The organism is Streptomyces thermodiastaticus, from assembly GCF_014656135.1.
Taxonomy (GTDB): Bacteria; Actinomycetota; Actinomycetes; order Streptomycetales; family Streptomycetaceae; genus Streptomyces; species Streptomyces thermodiastaticus.
Genome location: NZ_BNBV01000003.1, coordinates 40,668 through 59,088 on the forward strand (window position 1 = coordinate 40,668; position 18,421 = coordinate 59,088).

An 18,421-nucleotide genomic window follows, 5' to 3' on the forward strand; every position below is an offset into this window, starting at 1 on the left:
GCGGACCGCCTCGCCGCCGCGGACCCCGGGGCGGGCAGGGGATGTGAGGCCGTAGGGTTACGAGCCGGACCCGGTGCGCCCGAGCGACGCGGGCACCGGACACTGGAAGGAAGCGAGCAGCCACGATGACGGTTCCCCAGCCGACCGCCACGACGCGGTGGCGCTGCACCCTCTGCGGCAACCTCACCCGCTTCGACGTGACGCGTTCGTCGAAGGTCGTGGAGTACGTCCACCTCGATCTCGCCGGCGAACCCACGGTGGAGGAGCGCGAGGTGCTCAGTGAGACCATCGAGTCGGTGCGCTGCCGCTGGTGCAACGCCGTGGACAAGGTGGAACTCGTGGACAGGCCGGGCGCCGGCTCCTGAGCGGAGCGGCCCGCACAGGTACCCCCGCCGGGGGACCGCTAGGCATTGGGGTGACGGATGGAGCAGACACGAGGCGGGGAGCCGGACGACGGCGCCGCTGAGGTGCTCGACCGTCCGCTGCCCGAGAGCGTGCGCCGCCGGGTCGTGCAGATCGTCGCCGATGCCTTCGGCCGGCTCACCGTGGCCGAGCTGCCGCTGCAGCTGCGGCAGTACGCCCGGTTCGCGCCCAAGAGCCGCACCAAGTTCGCGGGCAACGCGATGGCGGCCGCGGTGGAGAACGACACGCTGTTCCGGCAGCGCGTCGGGGAGAAGTTCCGCGAGGCGCAGCCGGAGCTGTGCGGCGCGCTGGAGGACGGATCGCCGCCGCCGGCCGCGGATCCCCTCGACGTGGCCGCCGCTGCTTATGTGCTGCGGCCCGCCGGCTGGGTCAAGCTGGTCACCGCCGTCGGCGAGGAGGTCCGGCGGGCGCATGCCGAGCGCGCCGAGGAGGCGAGCCGGGCCGAGCTGGAGCGGCTGCGCGCACAGCTCGCCCAGATGCGCGAGCGCACCCGGGCCGAGACCGAGCGGCTGCGCACCGAGCTGGAGGCCGCCCGCAAGGAGGCCGAGTCGCTGCAGCGCAAGCTGCGCAGTGCGCTCAGCGACGTCAAGCGGGGCGAGGCCGCGCTGCGCGCCGCGCGGTCGGAGACGGAGGCGGTGCGCGCCGAGGGGCAGGCGCAGCTGTCGGCGGCCGAGAGCGAGACCCGGCGGCTCAAAGCCCGCCTGGGCGAGGCGGAGGCCGCGCTGGAGGCCACCCGGCGGGCGGCCCGCGAGGGACGCAGCGTGGAGGACATGCGGGTCCGGCTGCTGCTGGACACGGTGCTGGACGCCGCGCAGGGGCTGCGCCGGGAACTGGCGCTGCCGCCGGTGTCCGTCCGGCCCGCGGAGACCGTGGACGCGGTGGAGCCGGGGCGTATGACGCCGAAGGACATCGCCGCCCGTGCGCTGTCCGAGAACGACCCCGCGATCCTGGACCAGTTGCTCGCGCTGCCGCAGGCCCATCTGGTCGTCGACGGCTACAACGTCACCAAGACCGGGTATCCGCAGATGCCGCTGGAGAAGCAGCGGCTGCGGCTGCTCGGGCAGCTGTCCCAGCTCGCCGCGCAGACCGGCGCGGAGGTCACCTGCGTCTTCGACGGGGCGGAGCTGGCCGCGCCGGTGCTGCTCGCGCCGCCGCGCGGGGTGCGGGTGCTGTTCTCCAAGCCGGGCGTCACCGCCGACGAGCTGATCCGCCAGCTGGTGCGGGCCGAGCCGCCGGGCCGGCCGGTCATCGTGGTCTCCACCGACCGTGAGGTGGCCGACGGGGTCGCCCGGGCCGGGGCGCGGCCGGTGGCGTCGGCCGTGCTGCTGAAGCGATGCACGCGGGGCTGATTCCGGGCACACGGCGTTTTCCGGCCTATGGGTGCCGTAGGGAACGTACGCGGTGAAAACGCGGATCGGTGGGCACCGTGCGGCGACGGTGTGTCAACCGCGTCTTACTCCATGTGAGTTGTGTGCAAAGAATGGCGAGTGTGGTGTGATTTTTTGCTGTGAGGATTTGAATTCATCACGACGAGGTCACTAGGGTCTGGCGTCGAACCTCCGAGCGGGTGATCACTCACAAGAATGGAGCTCGCTTCCGTGGCGTCCCATCGTCGACCCAAGCAGCCGAGTCGTGCACGCGTGACCGTGCTCACCACCGCGGCAGCCGCCGCCGTCGCCATCAGCGCACAGGCGGCCAACGCGGCGCCGAGTGAGAAGCCGAGCAAGGACGAGGTCAAGACCAAGGTCGACAAGCTCTACGAGCAGGCGGAGCAGGCCACCGAGAAGTACAACGGGGCCAAGGAGAAGCAGGAGAAGCTCCAGAAGGAGATCTCCACCATCCAGGACAACGTCGCCCGCGGCCAGCAGGAGCTCAACAAGCTGCGCGACGGCCTGGGTTCGCTCGCCGCCGGCCAGTACCGCTCCGGCGGGATCGACCCCTCGGTCCAGCTCTTCCTCTCCTCCGACCCGCAGGACTACCTGGACAAGGCCGCCACGCTCGACCAGCTCAGCGGCCAGCAGGTGGACGCGCTGAAGCAGATCCAGGACAAGCAGCGCGAACTCGCCCAGCAGCGCGCCGAGGCCACCGAGAAGCTCAAGGACCTCGACGCCACCCGCAGCGAACTGTCCAAGAAGAAGAAGGAGATCCAGGGCAAGCTCGCCGAGGCGCAGCGCCTGCTCAACACCCTCACCGCCCAGGAGAGGCAGCAGCTGGCCGAGGAGGAGCAGCAGCGCTCCACCCGCGCCGGCGGGCGCACCCAGCTGAGCGTCGACGTGCACGGCAGCGGCTTCGCGGGCGCCGCCTTCGCCGCCGCCCAGACCAGGATCGGCTCGCCGTACGTCTACGGCGCCACCGGGCCGTCCTCCTTCGACTGCTCGGGCCTGACCTCCTGGGCCTACGCCCAGGCCGGCGTGTCCATCCCGCGCACCTCCGAGGCGCAGGCCACCATCGGCACCCGCATCTACTCGCAGAGCCAGCTCCAGATCGGCGACCTGGTCTTCTTCTACGGCGACCTGCACCACGTCGGCCTGTACGCGGGCAACGGCCAGGTGCTGCACGCCCCGCACACCGGCGCCAGCGTGCGCTACGAGTCGATCGGCAACATGCCGTTCCAGTTCGGCGTCCACGTCTGACGCCTCCCCGGCACCGGACCGCCCGGGGAGGTTCTGGACACCCCGGACTCACACCCGCGGCGCCGCCCGAACGGGCGAATCACGCCGAGGCACATTGACCCCGCGCCCCGCCTCTGACCTGCTGTCGGAGGCGGGGCGCCGTGCTGCACGCCCCTGAGGTGCGTTCTGACGCGGTTGCCGAGTGGCCTACTGTCTGCCGCGTTTCCCCCGGCCCGCCGGGCGCGCCGCGCGCCCGGCAGCGGGCGGGGAGACGGTGTCCTGTCGGTCCGTGGAGGGAGTTCGGCTTCCCGTGGGGTCCCATCGTCGCCAAGCGCCATCGGGGTTCGACCGGGGTGTCTCAGCGGCCTGCGCCGCCGTCACCGTGCTGTCCGCCGCGCTGGGCGGACTGTCCGCCGCACCGGCCGGCGCCACTTGGCACGGCGGCACCCGCGCCGAGGTGGACCGCCTCTACCAGGAGGCGGAGAAGGCGACCGAGGCCTACGACAAGGCCGGTGAGCGCGCCGAGCGGCTGCGCCGCCGGGTCCGCGACGCCCAGGACCGCATCGCCCGGCACCAGCAGCGCGTCAACACCCTGCGGGACGCCCTGGGTTCGGTGGCCGGCGCCCAGTACCGCTCCGGCGGCGTGGACCCGGCGCTGGCTCTGCTGCTGACCGGCGACCCGGACGACTACCTCGACAAGGCGGCCACGCTCGACCGGATCGGCGCCCACCAGGCCGTCCGGCTGCGTCAGCTGCGGCAGGAGCTGCGCCGGCTCGCCCAGGAACGCGCCGGAGCCACCCGCACCCTCGCCGAACTCGACCGCAGCCGCACGGCCGTCGCCGCGCACCGGCGCGCCGTGCAGCGCAAGCTCGCCCGGGCCCGGCAGCTGCTCAACTCCCTGTCCCCGGCCGAACGGCGCGCCTACCACCGGGCCACCCGCTTCGGCCGCGGCGGCCTGTCCGCCGGCCCCGGCCTCCCCGTGGACGCCGCCCCGGCCTCCGCCCGTGCCGCCGTCGCGCTCACCGCGGTCCGCTCCGCGCTGGGCCGCCCCTACGTCTGGGGTGCCAACGGCCCGTCCGGCTTCGACTGTTCGGGCCTGATGCAGTGGGCCTACGCCCAGGCCGGGGTGCATCTGCCGCGCACCTCCCAGGAACAGCGGCTGGCGGGCCGGCGCATCCCGCTGTCCCGGATCCGCCCCGGAGACCTCGTCGTCTACCGCTCCGACGCCAGCCACATCGGGATGTACGCCGGCCGCGGCCGGGTGATCCACGCACCGTACCCGGGGGCGTCGGTGCGCTACGACCCGCTGCACATGATGCCTGTCTCGTCGGTCACCAGGATCTGACGGCCGCCCGCGCCCCGCACGTGACGTTCCGTCCGCCGCCCGGCCCGCCCCGGGGCGGACGACGCGACGGTGCGGACACGGTGCCGGCGGCCGCCGTACCATCACGCAGTGGCCGGTCGCAGGCGAAGGACGAGACGTGTCGCGGCGGCGGCGTGCCTGCTGCTGGCGTCGCTGTCGGCGTGCGGCGTGCCGTCCGCGGCCGACACCGCGCGCCGGCAGGTGCAGCAGCTGCTGGACCGCAGGGCGGCCGCCGTCCTGCACCACGACCCGGCCGCCTACGCCGCCACCGGAACCCGCGACCCGTACGCGAACCTCAGCTCCGTGCCGTTCGCGGACCTGTCCTACCGGGTGACCGGGGTGCACCGCAGTGGCGGCACGGCCACCGCCGACGCCGAACTGCGCTACCGCCTGGCCGGCTACGACGACGCGCCGGTCACCGCCGGCCGCACCCTCACCCTGGCCACCACCGCCTCCGGCGGCTGGTACGTCACCGCCGACCGGCCCGCGACCCGCTCCGCCCAGCAGCTGTGGGACCAGGGCCGGGTGACGGTGGTCCGCGGCCGCTCCGGCATCGTTCTCGGCGTCGGCCAGTCCGCCTCCGCCCTGCGCGGCTACGCCGGCCTGGCCGACCGCGCGGTGCCCGCGGTGTCCTCCGCCTGGGACGGCGACTGGAGCCACCACGTCGTCGTCCTCGTCCCCGGCTCCCTCCAGGGCATGGCCGCCCTGCTCGGCTCGCGGGCCGCCGACTACCGCGGCATCGCCGCCGTCACCACCGGCGAGGCCGGCAGCGGCGGACGGGCCCCCGCCGACCGGATCATCGTCAACCCCGACGCCTACGGCCTGCTGGGTCCGCTCGGCAGGCAGGTCGTCCTCACCCACGAGACCACCCATGTCGCCACCCGCGCCCACACCGGCGCCGCCACCCCGCTGTGGCTGTCCGAGGGCTACGCCGACTGGGTCGGCTACCGCACCTCCGGCCGCACCCCCGAGCAGGCCGCGCCCGAACTCGCCCGAGCCGTCGCCGCGGGCGAGCTGCCCGACGCCCTGCCCGCCGACCGGGACTTCGCCTTCACCGGCGACGCCAGCGGCCTCGCCCGCGCCTACGAGGGCGGCTGGATGGCCTGCCGGATGATCGCCGACCGGTGGGGCGAGCGACGGCTCGACGCCTTCTACCGCGCCGTCGGAGCCCACGACCGGCGCGGTGGAGCCGTCGAGGACGCGCTGCACACGGTGCTGGGCACCACCCTGGATCAGTTCACCGCGCAGTGGCGGCAGTACCTCAGGGACCGGCTGACCTGAGGCACGCCCGCTCAGGAGTGCAGGTCCTCCCGGCTGCGGGAGACCTGACCGGGCAGGGACACCGCCCGTACCGGCGGCACCGTGGCCCGCCACAGCGCCCGGCAGGCCAGCAGGCAGGCGGCCACCAGCAGCCCGTCGCGCACCACCAGCAGCCCCACCCCGAGCCCGTCGCTCGCCACGACGTCGGCGAAGAACACCGGGAACTCCAGCACCGTCACCCCCGCCGCCGCCAGCACCAGCACCACCGGCAGCCGCATCGTGCTGCCGGCGAAGCACAGGCACACCGCGCCCAGCCCGGCCAGCCACACCAGGTACTGCGGGCTGATCACCCGGCTGGTCACCGTGCACAGCAGCACCGCCGTGAACGCGGCGTCCGCGAGCGTGTGCGGCCCCGACCGGTGGGCCCGCAGCCGCCACGCCAGCAGCCACACGAGCCCGGCCGCGGTCAGCACCTGCGCCACGGTGCCCGCCACCGCGACGTACGGGCCGGTGAACTCCATCGACCCGTAGCGCAGCTCCACCCGGCCGTCCCAGCCGGCCTGCCGGGCCAGATGGAACACCAGCGCGCCCACCGACTCCACCTCCGTGCCCCGGTCGCGCTGGGCGCTCAGGAACGACAGCGCCCCCGGCAGCGCCGACACCGCCACCAGCACCCCCGCCGCCGCGGTCAGCACCGCCGCGCCCCAGGCACGCCGCCCGGTGGTGCCCCGCGCGCCCGCGAGCAGCAGCAGCGGCCAGCCCTTCAGCAGCGCCCCGAAGCCCGCCAGCACGCCCAGCACCCGCGGATGCCGGGCGCCCGCGAGCAGCGCGGCCACCGCCACCGCGGTCACCAGCACGTCGTAGCGGGCGTACAGCGTCGGCCCCACCGCGGCCGCGCCCGCCGTCCACACCCAGGCGCCTCGCGGCGAACGGTCGGCACCCCGGCCGGCGGCCAGCAGCAGGCCCAGCACCACCAGGTCGGCGAGCAGCGCCAGCACGAGGAAGGCCGTGGCGTAGTCGAGGAACGGCAGCACGGCGGGGGAGAGGACCGCCAGGGCGGCACCGGGAGGGTACTGCCAGGCCACGTCGCCGGCCGGGAAGGACCCCTGGCGCAGCACCTCGTACCAGCCCCGGTAGATCACCGAGACATCGCTGGTGACGTCCGGGCCGGGCAGCACCAGCACCCGCAGCACGCACAGCACCAGCACCGCCCGCGTCGCCGTCCACACCGCCAGCAATGCCGCCGTCCGCCGCCCCGCACTCGCCTCGTCCACCGTCTCGACCCTCGTCCGTGTGCCGTGCCGCCGTCACGGCCATGCTCTCCCGCCCGCCCGGCCCCGGGCCACGGCAGTACGGCCGCTCAGGGTCGCGCCCGCCCCACCCGGTAGGGTCGGCGGCGATGCACAAGACCCTCATCGTCACCAATGACTTCCCGCCCCGCCCCGGCGGCATCCAGGCCTTCCTGCACAACATGGCGCTGCGCCTGGACCCGGGCCGGCTGGTCGTCTACGCCTCCACCTGGAAACGCGGACGGGAAGGCGCCGAGGCGACGGCGGCCTTCGACGCGGAGCAGCCCTTCACCGTCGTCCGCGACCGCACCACGATGCTGCTGCCGACGCCGGACGCCACCCGGCGCGCCACCGAGCTGCTGCGCGAGCACGGGTGCACCTCGGTGTGGTTCGGTGCGGCGGCGCCGCTCGGACTGATGGCGCCGGCGCTGCGCCGGGCGGGCGCCGAGCGGCTGGTGGCCACCACGCACGGGCACGAGGCCGGCTGGGCGCAGCTGCCCGTGGCGCGCGGGCTGCTGCGGCGCATCGGTCAGTCCACGGACACGCTCACCTATCTCGGCGAGTACACCCGCTCCCGGATCGCGGGCGCGCTCACCGAGCAGGCCGCGGCCCGGATGGTGCAGCTGCCGCCCGGGGTGGACGAGAAGATCTTCCACCCGGATGCGGGCGGCGACGAGGTGCGGGCCCGGCTCGGCCTGACCGACCGTCCCGTGGTGGTGTGCGTCTCCCGGCTGGTCAGGCGCAAGGGGCAGGACACCCTGATCCGGGCCATGCCCCGCATCCTGGCCGCCGAGCCGGACACGGTGCTGCTGATCGTGGGCGGCGGGCCGTACGAGCGGGACCTGCGCCGGCTCGCCCGGGAGACGGGGGTGGACGCCTCCGTGCGGTTCACCGGCTCGGTGCCGTGGGAGGAGCTGCCCGCGCACTACGGCGCCGGTGACGTCTTCGCCATGCCGTGCCGCACCCGGCGCGGCGGCCTGGACGTGGAGGGGCTGGGCATCGTCTACCTGGAGGCCTCGGCGACCGGTCTTCCGGTCGTCGCCGGGGACTCCGGCGGCGCACCCGACGCGGTGCTCGACGGCGAGACCGGCTGGGTGGTGCGCGGCGGCAGCCCCGAGGAGGCCGCCGACCGCATCGTCGCCCTGCTGAGGGACCCTGCGCTGCGCCGCCGCATGGGGGAGCGGGGACGCCGCTGGGTGGAGGAGAAGTGGCGGTGGGACCTGCTGGCCGAGCGGCTCGAGGACCTGCTCCAGCCGGCCGTGCGCACCATCTGACCCCGGCCGGCCGTGCGCACCGTCCGCCCCCGGCCGGCTGTGCACGCCGGCTGAGGCACGGCGGCCGTTCCCACCGCCCCGTGCACACCCCGAGGCCCCCGGCCCCGCGCCCGCGGGGCCGGCGCGGCGGTCACTTGGCGTACAGCGCCTCGATCTCGTCGGCGAAGTCCTGGGCCACCACGTTCCGCTTGAGCTTCAGCGACGGGGTGAGGTGGCCGGACTCCTCCGTGAACTGGGTGTCGAGGATGCGGAACTTGCGCACCGACTCCGCCTTGGACACGGCCGCGTTGCCGTCGTCGACCGCCGCCCGCACGGCCGCGTGCAGGTCCGGGTCGTCGCGCAGCGAGGCCACGGTGGAGCCGGCGGGCTTGCCGTGCTCGGCCGCCCAGCGGCCCAGGAACTCCTCGTCCAGGGTGATCAGCGCGCCCACGAACGGCCGCCCGTCGCCCACCACCATGCACTCGGCGACCAGCGCGTGGGCGCGGATGCGGTCCTCGATCACGGCCGGGGCGACGTTCTTGCCGCCCGCGGTGACGATGAGTTCCTTCTTGCGGCCGGTGATCCGCAGGTAGCCGTCCTCGTCGAGGGTGCCGATGTCCCCGGTGTGGAACCAGCCGTCGGCCAGCGCCTCGGCCGTCGCTTCCGGGTTGTTCCAGTACTCCTTGAACAGGTGCTCGCCGTGCAGCAGCACCTCGCCGTCGTCGGCGATCCGCACCACCGAGCCGGGCAGCGGCTGCCCGACCGTGCCGATCTTCTGCCGGTCCCACGGGTTGAACGCGGTCGCCGCGCAGGACTCGGTCAGGCCGTAGCCCTCCAGCACGGTGAAGCCGATGCCGCGGAAGAAGTGCCCGAGCCGCTCGCCGAGCGGGGCGCCGCCGGAGATGGCGTACTCCCCGCGCCCTCCGAGCACCGCGCGCAGCTTGCTGTAGACCAGCGTGTCGAACACCTTGTGTTTCAGGCGCAGCCCCAGCGACGGGCCGGACGGGGTGTCCAGGGCCTTGCTGTACGCGATCGCGGTGTCCGCGGCCTTGTCGAAGATCGTGCCCTTGCCCTCGGCCTGCGCCTTGGACCGCGCCGCGTTGTACACCTTCTCGAACACCCGCGGCACACCCAGTATCAGCGTGGGGCGGAAGGTGGCCAGCTCGTCGGTGAGGTTCTTGATGTCGGGGACGCAGCCGAGTTTGATCGGCGCCATCATCGAAGCGATCTGCACCAGCCGCCCGAAGACGTGCGCCAGCGGCAGGAACAGCAGCACCGAGCACTCACCGGTGCGGAACAGGGGACGCAGCCGCTCGACCACGTTGCCGCACTCGGCGAAGAAGCTGCGGTGGGTGAGCACGCAGCCCTTGGGCCGCCCGGTCGTGCCGCTGGTGTAGACGATGGTGGCCGGGTCGTCGGCCTTCGCCCGCGAGCCGCGCTCCTCGACCGTCTCGTCGGACACACCCTGCCCGAGCCGGCCCAGTTCCTCGACCGCGCCGGCGTCGATCTGCCACACGTGCTTCAGCGCGGGCAGCGCCTCGCGCACCGACTCCACGGTGGCGGCGTGCGCCCCGGTCTCCACCACGCATGCGGTGGCGCCCGAGTCGCTGAGGATCCAGCGGACCTGTTCCGCCGAGCTGGTCTCGTACACCGGCACGGTGACCGCGCCCGCGCTCCAGATGGCGAAGTCCAGCAGCGTCCACTCGTAGCGCGTCCTGGACATCAGGCCCACCCGGTCGCCTGGCTGCACACCGGCGGCGATCAGGCCCTTGGCGGCGGTGTGCACCTCGGCGAGGAACTCCCGGGCGCTGACGTCCTGCCAGACGCCGTCAGCCTTGCGGGCGATGACGGCCACATCCGGATGCTGCGCGGCGTTTCTGCGGACGATGTCGGTCAGGTTCCCGTCCGTGGGAACCTCGTACAAGGCCGGAAGGCTGAACTCGCGCAAGACTGCTGCTCCTCACAGGGCGCCGGCGCCACGACGTGATGTGATGCGATGGTGCGGTCCAAGGCTCGGTCGGGTGCCCGGGTTCGCCAGGAGCCGCTGGGGCCCGATGGTTGAGATCCAGAGCACGACTGGACCGACCGGAGGCTACCCGCCGGTATGGCCACTCCGACAGGGGGCCGGGCGAGATGTTCGCTGCGTCACATGGGGGATGTCCCTGCGGGCACACTAGTCGACACCGGGAACGACTGGCCACAAAAGGGCCAGGTGAGCGCCTCTGTTCACCCATGCCGCACGCCGCCTACGCTCGATGACCATGAACCGTCCACCGTCCGGTACCCGCCGCACACGTGTGCACGTGGTCAGCGACGTGCACGGCAACGTGCGCGACCTGGCCCGGGCCGGCGAGGGTGCCGACGCCCTGATCTGCCTGGGCGACCTCGTTCTCTTCCTCGACTACGCCGACCACTCGCGCGGCATCCTCCCCGACCTGTTCGGCACCGAGAACGCCGACCGGCTCGTCGCCCTGCGCACCGAGCGCCGCTTCGAGGAGGCCCGCGTGCTGGGCGCCCGGCTCTGGGCGGGCATCGACGGCGACCGGACCGAGGTGATCGAACAGGCGGTCCGCCGGCAGTACGCGGAACTCTTCGCCGCCTTCCCCACACCGACCTACGCCACTTACGGCAATGTCGACGTCCCGCACCTGTGGCCCGAGTTCGCCCGGGAGGGCACCGTCGTGCTCGACGGGCAGCGGACGGAGATCGGCGGCCGCGTCTTCGGGTTCGTCGGAGGCGGCCTGCGTTCCCCGATGCGGTCCGGCTACGAGATCGGCGACGAGGAGTACGCCGCGAAGATCGAGGCCGTCGGCGAGGCCGACGTGCTGTGCACCCACATCCCCCCGGACGTCCCCGAACTCCTCTACGACACCGTCGCCCGCCGCTTCGAGCGCGGCAGCCGCGCCCTGCTGGACGCCATCCGCCGCACCCGCCCCCGCTACGCCCTCTTCGGCCATGTGCACCAGCCGCTGGTGCGCCGCATGCGCATCGGCGCCACCGAGTGCGTCAACGTGGGCCACTTCGCGCGCACGGGCACGCCCTGGGTCCTCGAGTGGTGACGAGGGGTGCGCACACGCATCCGCAGGGGCGAGGACGCCCTGGCCGGACCCGTCATGTCCGCAGGTGCGGGTCGAGTCCGCCGGTCCTCTGCGCGGTAGCCTTCACGCTGCACACACGTGCGCACACGAACCCGACTTGCGGCCCGCATCTGGAGGAGCCACGGCGATGGCGGAACACACCAGCTCGAGCATCACCATCGAGGCGGCACCGGCCGACGTCATGGGGGTGATCGCCGACTTCGCCCGCTATCCCGACTGGACCGGCGAGGTCAAGGAGGCCGAGGTCCTCAGCACCGACGACCAGGGCCGCGCCGAGCAGGTCCGCCTCGTGATGGACGCGGGCGCCATCAAGGACGACCAGACCCTCGCCTACACCTGGACCGGCGACCACGAGGTCTCCTGGACCCTGGTCAAGTCCCAGATGCTGCGCTCCCTCGACGGTTCCTACCTGCTCAAGCCGGTGGGCACCGGCGCGACCGAGGTGACCTACCAGCTCACCGTGGACGTCAAGATCCCCATGCTGGGCATGATCAAGCGCAAGGCGGAGAAGGTCATCATCGACCGCGCCCTGGCCGGCCTGAAGAAGCGGGTGGAGTCCAAGGAGGCGTGAGCGGGACCGGGGCCGCCCCGGCCGGACCCTGCCGTGGCCGCCCACCGGCGGGCCGGCGCACCCTCACCTACCGTTCATCCCCATGCGTACCCTCCTGATCACGGGCCCCGGCGGCAGCGGCCGCACCACCGTCTCCGCGGCCACCGCCCTCGCGGCCGCCCGCGCGGGCGTGCCCACCCTCGTCCTCAGCAGCGACCGCGCGGACACCCTCGGCACGGCACTGGGCGTGCCCACCGGCGCGGAGCCCGTCGAGGCCGGACCCCGGCTGACCGCCTGGCGTCCGGACGCCGAGGCCTCCTTCCGGGCGGACGTCGTCGCCCTCCAGGACCGTGCCGCAGGCGTCCTCGACCTGCTGGGCGCCTCCCGTCTGGACGCCGAGGAGATCACCCTGCTGCCGGGCGCCGAGGAGCTGGCCCTGCTGCGGGCCCTGCGGGACGCCGCCCTGTCGGAGCGCTACGAACTGCTGGTCGTCGACCTGCCGCCCGTCGAACGGGCCCTCGCCCTGCTCGCCCTGCCCGCCGAGCTGCGCCGCCTGCTGCGCCGCCTGCTCCCGCCGGAGCGGCAGGCGGCACGCGCCCTGCGCCCGGTGCTCGGCCGGCTCGCGGGCGTGCCCATGCCCGCCGAGGGGCTGTACGAGACGGCGGAACGCTGGGACACGGAGCTGGCCGCCGTGGACGCCGTCGTCGCCGACCGCGGCACCGCCGTCCGCCTGGTCGCCGAGCCCGGACCGGCCGGCGCGGACGCGGTGCGCAGCGCCGTGCTCGGCGCCGCGGTGCGCGGGCTGCCGGTGGAGTCCGTGGTGGCCGCCCGGGTGCTGCCGGAGGCGGCCGCGGACTCCTGGCTGGCCGTCCCCCTCGCCCAGCAGCGCAAGACGCTGGACGAGTGGGCCGGGACGTACACCGTGCACCGCGCCGCCCACCTGGGCCGGGACCCGCGGGGCCGGGACGACCTGGCCGCGCTGGGGGTGCCCGGCGTCACCGCACCCCCCGGCCCGGTCGAGTGGCCCGTGACCGACCGGATCGCCGAGGACGGGGTCCTGGTGTGGCGCATCCCGCTGCCCGGCGCCCGGCGCGAGGAGCTGGACCTCGTCCGGCGCGGCGACGAGCTGCTGCTGGCCGCGGGAGGGCACCGCCGGATCGTCCCGCTGCCGTCGGCGCTGCGCCGCTGCACGGTGGCCGGGGCGTCGCTGCGCGAGGGCGAGCTGCGCATCCGGTTCGCGCCGGACCCGCAACTGTGGCCGCGCCGGGACTGAGCCGCCCCGGCGGCCCGGTCCGGACCGCCCCCCGGTCCGGACCGCCCCCCGCGGCCGCGGACCGGCCCGCGGTGGCGGATGAACCGGCCCGCACGGTTCCGGTAACGTCGACAAGACGAACCGCAGTCAGGAGTCCGTCATGAGCGAAGAGCGCACACCGTCCGACGACGCCGCGCGGGACGACACCGCTCAGGGCGGGACCGGCGGCGAGGAGTCGCGCGAGGAGCCCCGCACCGTCGATCCCGACGCCTGGGCCACGGCCTGCGCCGAGGACCTCCAGGCGGAGCGGGCCCGGCGCCGCGCCCGCACCGGCTCCCCCGAGGGCTCGGCCGCCGAGGAGCTGCGCAAGCTCGTGGACGCGGTCGCCGGCAAGCTGTCCTCGCTGCAGGCGCCGCTGCTCGGCGCGGCCGCCTCACCCGCCGCCCAGCAGGTGGTGCGGCAGGTCGTCCAGCAGGCCAAGGCGGTCGTGGAACCCGTCGTGGAGCGCAACCCCGAGGTCTTCGACCACCTGGCCGCGGCCGGCAGCGAGCTGCTCGCCGCCTACCGATCGGCCGTCACCGCACAGGAACGCCGCTGGACCAGAGACGGCAAGGATCTCGCCGACGAGCTGAAGGACCTCGGGGACCGTCCCGGACGCCGCGACGGCGGCGAGGGCACCGGCGGCGGGGAACGCATCGACGTGGACTGAAGTCCCCTCGGGTACGGTTGGCCGTAGCGGGGCTCGACCGAAACTGAGGGATAAATGGGACTCACCATCGGCGTCGACATCGGCGGCACGAAGATCGCGGCCGGCGTGGTCGACGAGGAAGGCAACATCCTTTCGACCTTCAAGGTGCCGACCCCCCACTCACCCGAGGCCATCGTGGACGCCATCGCCTCGGCGGTGGAGGGCGCACGTGCGGGGCACGAGATCGTCGGCGTGGGCATCGGTGCCGCCGGTTACGTCAACCGGCAGCGGTCCACCGTCTACTTCGCGCCCAACATCGACTGGCGCAGCGAACCGCTCAAGGAGAAGGTCGAGGCGCGGGTCGGCCTGCCGGTCGTCGTGGAGAACGACGCGAACGCCGCCGCCTGGGGCGAGTACAAGTTCGGCGCCGGCAAGGGCCACCGCAACGTCATCTGCATCACCCTGGGCACCGGCCTGGGCGGCGGCATCATCATCGGCAACAAGCTGCGCCGCGGCCACTTCGGCGTGGCCGCCGAGTTCGGCCACATCCGCATGGTGCCCGACGGCCTGCTGTGCGGCTGCGGCTCGCAGGGCTGCTGGGAGCAGTACGCCTCCGGCCGCGCCCTCGTGCGGTACGCCAAGCAGCGCGCCAACGCCACTCCGGAGAACGCCCAGATCCTGCTGTCCCTGGGCGACGGCACGCCCGACGGCATCGAGGGCAAGCACATCTCCATGGCCGCCCGCCAGGGCGACAAGGTCGCCATCGACTCCTACCGCGAGCTGGCCCGCTGGGCCGGCGCCGGCCTGGCCGACCTGGCGTCCCTGTTCGACCCGTCCGCGTTCATCGTCGGCGGCGGCCTGTCCGACGAGGGCGAGCTGGTCCTGGAGCCGATCCGCAAGTCGTACCGGCGCTGGCTGGTCGGCGGCAACTGGCGCCCGGTGGCCGAGGTGATCGCCGCCCAGCTCGGCAACAAGGCCGGCCTGGTGGGTGCCGCGGACCTGGCCCGCGAGCCCGACCCGGTCATGTGACGCGCGCTGCCGCGCCGACGCGCCCACCGTCCCGTCGCCCGGGGCCGGTGGGCGCCGTCGTACCGGCCCGCGGGCGCCGCCGTGACCTGGGACGGAGCCCCTGCGGCCGCCGGGCGTGCGCGGGCGTATGTTGATCCTCATGCAGCTGCCCACGTCCCGCACCGAGCCCGACGGCTCCGCCGTCGTCCGTGTCCTGTCCTGCAACGTCCGCTCGCTCAAGGACGACACCGAGGCCCTGGCCCGGGTGATCCGGGCCTCGGCGCCCGATCTCGTCCTCCTGCAGGAGGCGCCCCGGTTCTTCCGCTGGCGCAAGAAGCTGGCGCGGCTGGCGCGCGCCGCCGGGCTGGTGATCCTCACCGGGGGCGCGACGGCCGCCGGCACGGCCGTGCTGTGCTCGCTGCGCGCCACCGTCGAGCGCACCGAGGACGTGCTGCTGCCGCTCACCCCCGGGCTGCACCGCAGGGGGTTCGCCACGGCCGTCGTCCGGTTCGGCGGGGCGCGCCTCGGCGTGCTCGGCTGCCACCTCTCGCTCGACAAGGACGAACGCTACGAGCAGAGCGGCATGCTGCTGGACCGGCTGGCCGGGATGGGCGTGGACCACGCCATCGCGGGCGGCGACATCAACGAGGGCCCCGAGGGACCGGCCTTCACCCGCCTGGCCGGCGCGCTGCGGGACGGCTGGGCGACCGCGCCGTGGGGCGGTGAGCACACCTGGTCCGCCGCCGACCCGCACCGGCGCATCGACGCGCTCTTCGCCACCCGCGGCGTCGAGGTCCTCGGCTGCGGGGTGCCCGTCGGTCTCCCCGGTGTCACGCAGACCGAGCTGCGCACGGCCACGGACCACCTGCCGGTGCTCGGCGCCTTCCGGGTCCCGGCGGCGTGACGGCCGCGGACGCCCCTCCCGGGGGCCGGGCGGCGACCCTCCGGTGACGGCGGAGGCCCGGCCCGCGGGCACGCGCCGCTGCCCCGCCGGTCAGACCACCGCGCCCCGCCCCGGGTCGTCGTCCTCGTCGTCGCCCGGGTTCATGCGGGCCACGAGCGTCGCGATGCCGCCGAGGAAGCCGCCGACGCAGACCGTGGTCAGCCACCAGGTCATGTCCCAGCCGAGCACCACGGCCAGCAACAGCAGGACCGGGCCGCCGACCACGCCCAGCCAGGCGAACTTGGCGGTGGTGTCCGCCTCCGGCAGCGGCGGCGGCTCGGGCGGCACGAAGTGGCCCTCGTCGTCCTCGTCGAAGTCGTCGTCGGACGGCTCCCCGAGCGCGTAGTCCCGGGGACCGGCGGGCCCCACCCCGGGGGCGAAGGAGACCGAGCCGCCCAGCCGCGGCGCGGACCGGCCCGCGCCGCCGGGCCCGCGCCCCGCACGCTCGTCGTCCTCGACCGGCCGGAACGGCCGGGCGCCGGGCGGATCCGGCGGCTCCTCCCCGTACCCGGCGACGATGGCGGCCCAGGCGGCCTCCTCGTCCAGCGGCAGCCGCCCGGCACCCCTCGCACCGCTCTCCGTCACACCGGAACCGGCGGCACCGGAACCGGCGGCACCGGTCGTCCCGGCGGTCGCGCCGGAAGCCGCATCCCCGCTCGCGGTGCCCTCGTCCGCCGCGGCCGCCTCGCCGGCCCCCGACCGCTCCCGGCCCGCGGCCCCGGACGCGGGCGTGCCGCCGCCGCGCTCGGTGCGGTCCTGGGACGTCCCGCCGTCCGCGGGTCCCGGAGAGTCCCCGCCCTCACGGAGGTTCTCCGCGGCCTCATGGTCGCGTTCGTGCTCAGCCACCTGCCGTCGCCCCTTCCTTGCCGACGCCGGTTGCGAGCCGGCCGATGAAGGCGAGGCTCTCCTCGAAGATCCGGTCCGCGTCGTGGTCCAACGTCGCCACGTGGTAGCTGTGTTCCAGCAGGACCTCGGTGACGTCCAGGGAGGAGACCCGGCTGAGGATCCGGGCCGAGTCGGCCGGCGGCACCACATGGTCCTGCGGGCTGCGCAGCAACAGCAGCGGCTGCGTGACCTGCGGCAGCTCGCGGTCGAGGAGGCGGAGGAAGGTCCGCAGCGAGTGGGCGGCGTGCAGCGGCACGTAGTCGTAGCCCAGCTCCGTGACGCCCTCCTTGGCGATGTCGCTGGCGATTCCCTTGACGGCGGGCAGCAGGTGCCGGACCACGGGCAGGGCGTACGCGGGCAGCCCGTGCAGCCTGTGCACCGGGTTGACCGCGATGACTCCGCTCACCGCGTCCCCGTGCCGGGCGGCCAGGCGCAGCGCCAGGGCACCGCCCATGGACAGCCCGGCCACGAACACGTGCGTGCAGCGCTGCCGCAGGAGGCGCAGCGCGCGGTCCGCCTCCGCGTACCAGTCCTGCCAGCCGGTGACCTGCATGTCCTGCCAGCGTGTCCCGTGCCCCGGCAGCAGCGGCACCGAGACCGACAGGCCGTGCTCGGCCACGTGGCCGGCCCAGGGGCGCATCGACTGGGGACAACCGGTGAAGCCGTGAAGGAGGAGGACACCGACCGGGCCGCCCTCGTGGCGGTACGGCTCGGCTCCGGGCAGGACCGGCACGACGGTCTCCTGTTCGTGAGGTGACGGAGCACGACGATCACAGGGCTGCCCCGGTGCCACCGGGTGCCGCGCGGGCGGGTGGGGGCGTCGGGGCGACACGTTCCGCCGACGGCGGACGGCCGCCGACCGCGGGTACTTCACCGTAGACGACCACACCGGCACCGACCAGGTCTGCCGGGCGGCTTCTGTCGCCGCCGCGGGTTATGGTCTGATCGACACACACAGGAGGCACTCGGTTGTTGTACGGCGCGTTGAAGGTCGTCCTCGGGGGGCCGCTGAAGGTCGCCTTCCGGCCCTGGGTGGAGGGCCTGGAGAACGTCCCCGCCGAGGGCCCCGCGATACTGGCGAGCAACCATCTGTCGTTCTCGGACTCGTTCTTCCTGCCCGCGGTGCTGGACCGCAAGGTCACCTTCATCGCGAAGGCCGAGTACTTCACCACGCCCGGGGTGAAGGGGCGGCTGACCGCCGCGTTCTTCAAGGGCGTGGGGCAGCTGCCCGTGGACCGTTCCGGGGCGCGCGGCGCCGGCGAGGCGGCGGTGCGCAGCGGCATCGAAGTGATCGAGCGCGGCGAGCTGTTCGGCATCTATCCCGAGGGCACCCGGTCGCCCGACGGCCGCCTGTACCGGGGCAAGCCCGGCGGCCTCGCCCGGGTGGCCCTGGCCACGGGGGCGCCGGTCATCCCGGTCGCCATGATCGACACGGAGAAGATCCAGCCGCCGGGGAAGATCGTGCCCAAGCTGATGCGTCCGGGCATCCGTATCGGCAAGCCGCTGGACTTCCGGCGCTACCAGGGCATGGAGAACGACCGCTTCGTGCTGCGCGCGGTGACCGACGAGGTCATGTACGAGATCATGAAGCTGTCCGGCCAGGAGTACGTGGACATCTACGCGACCGTGGTCAAGCGGCAGATCGCACAGGCAGCGAAGGCCGAGAAGGAAGCGGAGAAGGCGGCGAGGGCACGGGCCGGGAAGCAGGCCGGGCAGGACCGGACGGAGCAGGACGAGGGCGGGCGGTAGCGGCGGGGCACCGCACAGGCCGGCGGGCAAGACCGCGGCGGCCCGCGG

The 18,421-nt window shown here is 74.3% G+C and carries 17 protein-coding genes; 13 read left to right on the plus strand and 4 right to left on the minus strand.

Annotated features, from left to right (window positions below; translation table 11 throughout):
• The first annotated feature begins 125 nt into the window (after window positions 1–125).
• The 5 genes from IE286_RS03790 (at window position 126) to IE286_RS03810 (ending at window position 5,679) form a co-directional block, all read left to right on the plus strand.
• A complete protein-coding gene (locus IE286_RS03790; RefSeq protein ID WP_125498076.1) occupies window positions 126–365 on the plus strand; it encodes a hypothetical protein in 240 nt (79 codons plus the stop codon).
• A 57-nt stretch (window positions 366–422) separates the two neighbouring features.
• Entirely contained in the window at window positions 423–1,772 is a 1,350-nt protein-coding gene (locus tag IE286_RS03795; RefSeq protein WP_189795154.1) for an NYN domain-containing protein, read from the plus strand.
• A gap of 249 nt (window positions 1,773–2,021) precedes the next feature.
• Window positions 2,022–3,056, plus strand: coding sequence for a C40 family peptidase (locus IE286_RS03800; protein WP_189795427.1), 1,035 nt, complete (start codon window positions 2,022–2,024; stop codon window positions 3,054–3,056).
• 289 nt (window positions 3,057–3,345) lie between these two features.
• Window positions 3,346–4,380 carry a C40 family peptidase gene (locus tag IE286_RS03805; protein WP_189795155.1) on the plus strand — a complete coding sequence of 345 codons (1,035 nt, stop codon included), beginning with the start codon at window positions 3,346–3,348 and terminating at the stop codon, window positions 4,378–4,380.
• A 108-nt stretch (window positions 4,381–4,488) separates the two neighbouring features.
• Entirely contained in the window at window positions 4,489–5,679 is a 1,191-nt protein-coding gene (locus IE286_RS03810; RefSeq protein WP_189795156.1) for a hypothetical protein, read from the plus strand.
• An 11-nt stretch (window positions 5,680–5,690) separates the two neighbouring features.
• Here the strand turns inward: IE286_RS03810 and IE286_RS03815 are convergent, their stop codons facing one another.
• Window positions 5,691–6,932 carry a glycosyltransferase 87 family protein gene (locus IE286_RS03815; protein ID WP_189795157.1) on the minus strand — a complete coding sequence of 414 codons (1,242 nt, stop codon included), beginning with the start codon at window positions 6,930–6,932 and terminating at the stop codon, window positions 5,691–5,693.
• A 125-nt stretch (window positions 6,933–7,057) separates the two neighbouring features.
• Between IE286_RS03815 and IE286_RS03820 the strand changes: the two genes are divergently transcribed.
• A complete protein-coding gene (locus tag IE286_RS03820; protein ID WP_189795158.1) occupies window positions 7,058–8,221 on the plus strand; it encodes a glycosyltransferase family 4 protein in 1,164 nt (387 codons plus the stop codon).
• A gap of 130 nt (window positions 8,222–8,351) precedes the next feature.
• On the opposite strand, the gene IE286_RS03825 is transcribed toward IE286_RS03820, so the two are convergent.
• A complete protein-coding gene (locus tag IE286_RS03825; RefSeq protein ID WP_189795159.1) occupies window positions 8,352–10,148 on the minus strand; it encodes an AMP-dependent synthetase/ligase in 1,797 nt (598 codons plus the stop codon).
• Window positions 10,149–10,461: 313 nt separating this feature from the next.
• Here IE286_RS03825 and IE286_RS03830 point away from each other — a divergent pair, with 313 nt between their 5' ends.
• The 6 genes from IE286_RS03830 (at window position 10,462) to IE286_RS03855 (ending at window position 15,700) form a co-directional block, all read left to right on the plus strand.
• The gene (locus IE286_RS03830) at window positions 10,462–11,259 is read left to right on the plus strand and encodes a metallophosphoesterase family protein (RefSeq protein WP_189795160.1); all 798 of its coding nucleotides are present in this window, start codon (window positions 10,462–10,464) and stop codon (window positions 11,257–11,259) included.
• 166 nt (window positions 11,260–11,425) lie between these two features.
• Complete coding sequence (locus tag IE286_RS03835; protein ID WP_189795161.1) at window positions 11,426–11,869, plus strand: SRPBCC family protein; 444 nt, start codon at window positions 11,426–11,428, stop codon at window positions 11,867–11,869.
• 82 nt (window positions 11,870–11,951) lie between these two features.
• Window positions 11,952–13,121, plus strand: a complete 1,170-nt coding sequence (locus IE286_RS03840) for an ArsA family ATPase (RefSeq protein ID WP_189795162.1) — start codon at window positions 11,952–11,954, stop codon at window positions 13,119–13,121.
• Between the two features lie 139 nt (window positions 13,122–13,260).
• On the plus strand, window positions 13,261–13,809 hold the full coding sequence (locus tag IE286_RS03845) for a DUF5304 domain-containing protein (RefSeq protein WP_189795163.1): 549 nt from the start codon (window positions 13,261–13,263) through the stop codon (window positions 13,807–13,809).
• Between the two features lie 54 nt (window positions 13,810–13,863).
• Window positions 13,864–14,817: an ROK family glucokinase gene (locus tag IE286_RS03850; protein WP_189795164.1), complete on the plus strand. Its 954-nt coding sequence runs from the start codon at window positions 13,864–13,866 to the stop codon at window positions 14,815–14,817.
• A gap of 139 nt (window positions 14,818–14,956) precedes the next feature.
• Window positions 14,957–15,700: an endonuclease/exonuclease/phosphatase family protein gene (locus IE286_RS03855; RefSeq protein ID WP_372462492.1), complete on the plus strand. Its 744-nt coding sequence runs from the start codon at window positions 14,957–14,959 to the stop codon at window positions 15,698–15,700.
• Window positions 15,701–15,790: 90 nt separating this feature from the next.
• Here IE286_RS03855 and IE286_RS03860 read toward each other — a convergent pair whose 3' ends face one another.
• Both IE286_RS03860 and IE286_RS03865 read right to left on the minus strand, forming a co-directional pair.
• On the minus strand, window positions 15,791–16,324 hold the full coding sequence (locus tag IE286_RS03860; protein WP_229861965.1) for a hypothetical protein: 534 nt from the start codon (window positions 16,322–16,324) through the stop codon (window positions 15,791–15,793).
• Window positions 16,325–16,577: 253 nt separating this feature from the next.
• The gene (locus IE286_RS03865) at window positions 16,578–17,357 is read right to left on the minus strand and encodes an alpha/beta hydrolase (protein WP_189795166.1); all 780 of its coding nucleotides are present in this window, start codon (window positions 17,355–17,357) and stop codon (window positions 16,578–16,580) included.
• 236 nt (window positions 17,358–17,593) lie between these two features.
• Here IE286_RS03865 and IE286_RS03870 point away from each other — a divergent pair, with 236 nt between their 5' ends.
• A complete protein-coding gene (locus IE286_RS03870; protein WP_189795167.1) occupies window positions 17,594–18,373 on the plus strand; it encodes a lysophospholipid acyltransferase family protein in 780 nt (259 codons plus the stop codon).
• Window positions 18,374–18,421: the final 48 nt, after the last annotated feature.